The organism is Pseudomonas sp. G(2018) (assembly GCF_005502415.1).
Lineage (GTDB): Bacteria > Pseudomonadota > Gammaproteobacteria > Pseudomonadales > Pseudomonadaceae > Aquipseudomonas.
This window is the reverse complement of sequence record NZ_SCOO01000078.1, coordinates 1-3,755: the sequence shown is the minus strand read 5'-3', so window position 1 is coordinate 3,755 and position 3,755 is coordinate 1. Positions and strand designations below refer to the sequence as shown.

Annotated in this window: 2 protein-coding genes and 2 pseudogenes; all 4 read right to left on the bottom strand. The window is 54.9% G+C overall.

The features are described from left to right. Positions 1–898, bottom strand: a pseudogene (locus tag FFS64_RS31030) (reverse transcriptase domain-containing protein); the annotation flags it as partial. A 572-nt stretch (positions 899–1,470) separates the two neighbouring features. Further along, on the bottom strand, positions 1,471–1,836 hold the full coding sequence (locus FFS64_RS31020; RefSeq protein ID WP_057978676.1) for a histone-like nucleoid-structuring protein, MvaT/MvaU family: 366 nt from the start codon (positions 1,834–1,836) through the stop codon (positions 1,471–1,473). 145 nt (positions 1,837–1,981) lie between these two features. Continuing rightward, positions 1,982–3,436, bottom strand: a pseudogene (locus FFS64_RS31015) (TrkH family potassium uptake protein). Between the two features lie 87 nt (positions 3,437–3,523). Further along, a partial coding sequence (locus FFS64_RS31550; protein ID WP_218571107.1) for a hypothetical protein occupies positions 3,524–3,755 on the bottom strand: 232 nt, incomplete at its 5' end.

The following is a 3,755-nucleotide window of genomic DNA, read 5'->3' as shown; positions in this document are numbered from 1 at the left end:
ATAGTCGCCACTCTCAGACTCGGCTGTTGATGCCAGCTCATCCCATAACCCAGATAGCCGCAGACCCAAGGTCGTGCCACGCGGCTCTTTTCCCGGTTCAGCGTCAGTTTCAAACGCTGCCTCAGGAACCGCTCGACGCCTGCCATCACGCGCTCTCCAGCACGATGACTGTGCACATAAATGATCACATCATTGGCATAACGCACAAAGCGATGGCCCCGACGCTCCAGCTCGCAGTCGAGTTCGTTGAACAGGATGTTCGACAGCAACGGCAAGAGCGGGCCGCTTTGCGGCGTCCCTTCCTGCCGTCGACTGGCGATCCCGCCCGACATCACTCCGGCCTCGAGATAGCGACGGATCAGCTTGAGTACCCGCTTATCTTCGGCCTGGGGCTGCACATGGGCCGTCAGCACATCGTGGTTGACTCGATAAAAGAGCTTTTCCAGATCAAGTTCCACGCACCAGCGGTGACCCGCCACCACATGGGCACGGGCTGTTTCGAGGGCTTGGTGGTCGCTTGAGCTATAGTCCGAGAACAGCGGGTCAAAGATCGGCGTGAGCTGTTGCAGCGAAGCCTACTGGATCAGGCGATCCATCACATTAGGGATACCCAACTGACGGGTTCCGCGCTTGGGTTTGGGGATGTCGACGGCGCGCACACCTTGCGGGTGGTACTCACCGGCCAGCAACCGAGTCTTGAAGATCGGCCAATACTGTTTCACGTAGCCCGCCAACTGGTCGACTGTCATACCATCGGCACCCCTCCCTTGTTGCTGACCACGCGTTGATGCGCACGCTTGAGGTTGGCCGGTGCAAGCACCCGCTCCATCAGCGTGTCCGGCTCCGCGTTCGTCCACGTCACAGACGCCGTCGATGCTTGCGCCCTATCAGCCGTCATCCTCGGATACCGTCCGGGACTTGAGGTAACAGTCTTCTCTTGGAGAATATTCTGCGGTTCAGCATTCGACGAGACTCTGGCGCCTACTGGCGGCATAACCTGTTCGGCCCTTGGTGGCGTGGTTATTCACCACTTACTACGGCCTCGGCTGACTTTTGCACGCTCATCCCGTCGCCTCACGACGCTCGGTAGCACAATGGCAAGCGTACAGATCTCCCAGGGTAATTCGCGTGACCTTCCTGCTTATGCCTGTCGGATATACGTCGTAGCGTTCCGTGCAAGTATTGGGCTTTGATGAGCATTGCCATCTCACCCCGCTGTGCCGCCTCTATCCGCTTCCTGTTCGTCAGGCCAGCATTTTGCCTCGGGCTTCCTTCAGATTCGCAGTCACCCGCGGCACCCTTGCCTCTGGCTAATACTTCCACATGCCGGGCGTGTAGAGGACTTCCACCTCCAAGTCCTCCGACTCATCACCATAATGAACTGAACAGCGCCAGTTACGGCGCTATGCGCCATGCCTGGCGCACCAACATAAAAGGGCCCATGCAGGCCCCTTGGTAACCAAAACGAACTTACTGAATGCGCCACGACTCGACAATGTCTGCACCAAACTCGGCTTTCCATTCTTTCAGATGACGGTGGTTACCACCCTTTGTTTCAATCAGCTCACCCGAATTCGGGTTCTTGTAAATCTTAACGTCGCGCGCCTTACGGACTGTTTTCGGTGCGGCAGCGACTGGCGAGCGACGACCTGCATGAGGGTCAAGCAGGCTGATGACGTTTTGTAGACTGTAGCCGTACTCACCCAGCAACGCGCGGAGTTTGCTCTCAAATTCCATTTCGGCTTTGAGGCCAGAATCACTTTTCATAGACTCGAGCTCTGCGAGCTGTTCGGCCAGTTGTTGTTCAAGCTTGCGAAATTCAGCCAAACGAGACATGGGAAACTTTCCTTAAGGTTTAGGACGGCACGGAATGCACATTCCTCATGCTAAGTGATGATTTGATTTTCGTCACGCATGCCTCTTTTAAACTCGCCTACGGAGCTCCGACAAAGTGGGTGAAACCGCTCAATAGTTGTGAGGGTCAATATCTCCAGAAAACTGGAGTTACGAGCACCAGTACCGTTAGGATTTCCAGCCTCCCTAGTAGCATTCCAACGGTCAGAAGCCATTTGGCAGTATCAGGCAATGATGAGAAGTTACCTGCAGGCCCGATGATCGTGCCCAAGCCTGGCCCAACGTTACACACCGCAGTGGCGGCGCCACTCAACGCAGTCGTCCAATCCAGGCCGATGAGAGCCAGCCCCAAGGCGATTACGGCAATAGTGATGGTGAAGAAAAACGAGAAGGTCAAAAGCGAGTGCAAGATCTCTTCGTCAATGGGGTGGCCGTTGTACTTCTTCTGGATCACTGCTCGAGGATGGATCAACTGCTTCAGACTACTCACGAGTAGGGCGGCAGCAACCTGAAAGCGGAAGATTTTAAGGCCTCCAGCCGTCGAACCTGAGCATCCGCCGACAAAGGTCAGATAGAAGAACAACAGAACGGCAAAACTGCCCCATAGCGTGTAATCACCCACTGCAACTCCGGTGGTCGTGACGACTGAGGTCACATTGACTGCTACGATACGAAACGCATCCCACCATCCGTAGTCGCTGTGAAAACAAAGCCACGTACCCACCGCTAACCAGGTGACGATCAAGAACCCCACGAATCCGCGTACCTGATGATCCTTGATCAGCGCACGCCGATTGCCGCGCAATGTCGCGACGTACAACGTAAAGGGCAAGCTCCCCAGAATCATGATGACCACAGCTACCCAGTGAATCGCGGGTTGCGCCCAGTGACCAAGTGACGCGTCCGACGTTGAGAATCCTCCAGTAGAGATCAACGACATTGCGTGATTGACCGCCTCAAGCGGCGTCATTCCCGCTATCCAGAGTGCCAGAGCCCCGATGCCAGTAAGTCCCAGATAGAGAAAGAGAATGTACTTAGCGGCCACATGGGAGCGCGGCGTCACTTTTTCCGACCAGTCTGAGGACTCTGTCTGGAAAAGACGCATGCCACCCACTCGCAATAGTGGAAGGATCGCCACAGCCATGCCGATGAAGCCGATACCACCCAGCCAGTGCAGCATCGAGCGCCAGATCAACAACCCAGGAGAGGCTGTAGCCAATCCGCTCAGGACAGTTCAGCCGGTGGTTGTGATGCCAGACATCGTTTCAGAGAACGCATCGGTGTAGCTGATGTCGCTGATGAACACCATTGGCAACGCTGCGAAGGTGCACACCACCACCCAACTACCGGTAGTCAGCAGGTACATATCCCTCGGACGAAGCTGGCCAGTATCTGGGCGCCCTCGCATGATTAGCAGGAGGCCACAGATGAAGGTTATCAAACTCGACCAGAGAAAGGCTGACAGATCGTCGCTGCGCTCATAGGCCACCAGCGTGATCATGGGAATAGCCATGCTAACAGCCAGCGTGATCAGGAAAATGCCTAAGATGAAGCCGATAAGCCGCATTGCTGCGAGGGACATAAAAGTAGCCTGCCAAATTAGCGCCGCGCAGTATCGGATGCTCAACCTCCAAGCCCCGTAAATTTTGCGTAAAATTTCTACGGGCAATCAGTCAATCAAGGTTCGCCTGTTATGTGGCAGAAGCGAGCTCGCCTTCATTCGCTCACAAAACCTCCTCGAATCATACTGATCAAAATTTGACCGGCAAATAAAAAACCCGGCACTTGCAGGCTGTGTGAAAACGCAATCTGCGCCGGCTAAAAGCAAATGCCCCGACTTGTCGGGGCATTTTGCTTTTCTGAAATCTGAAATCTGAAATCTGAAATCTGAAATCTGAATA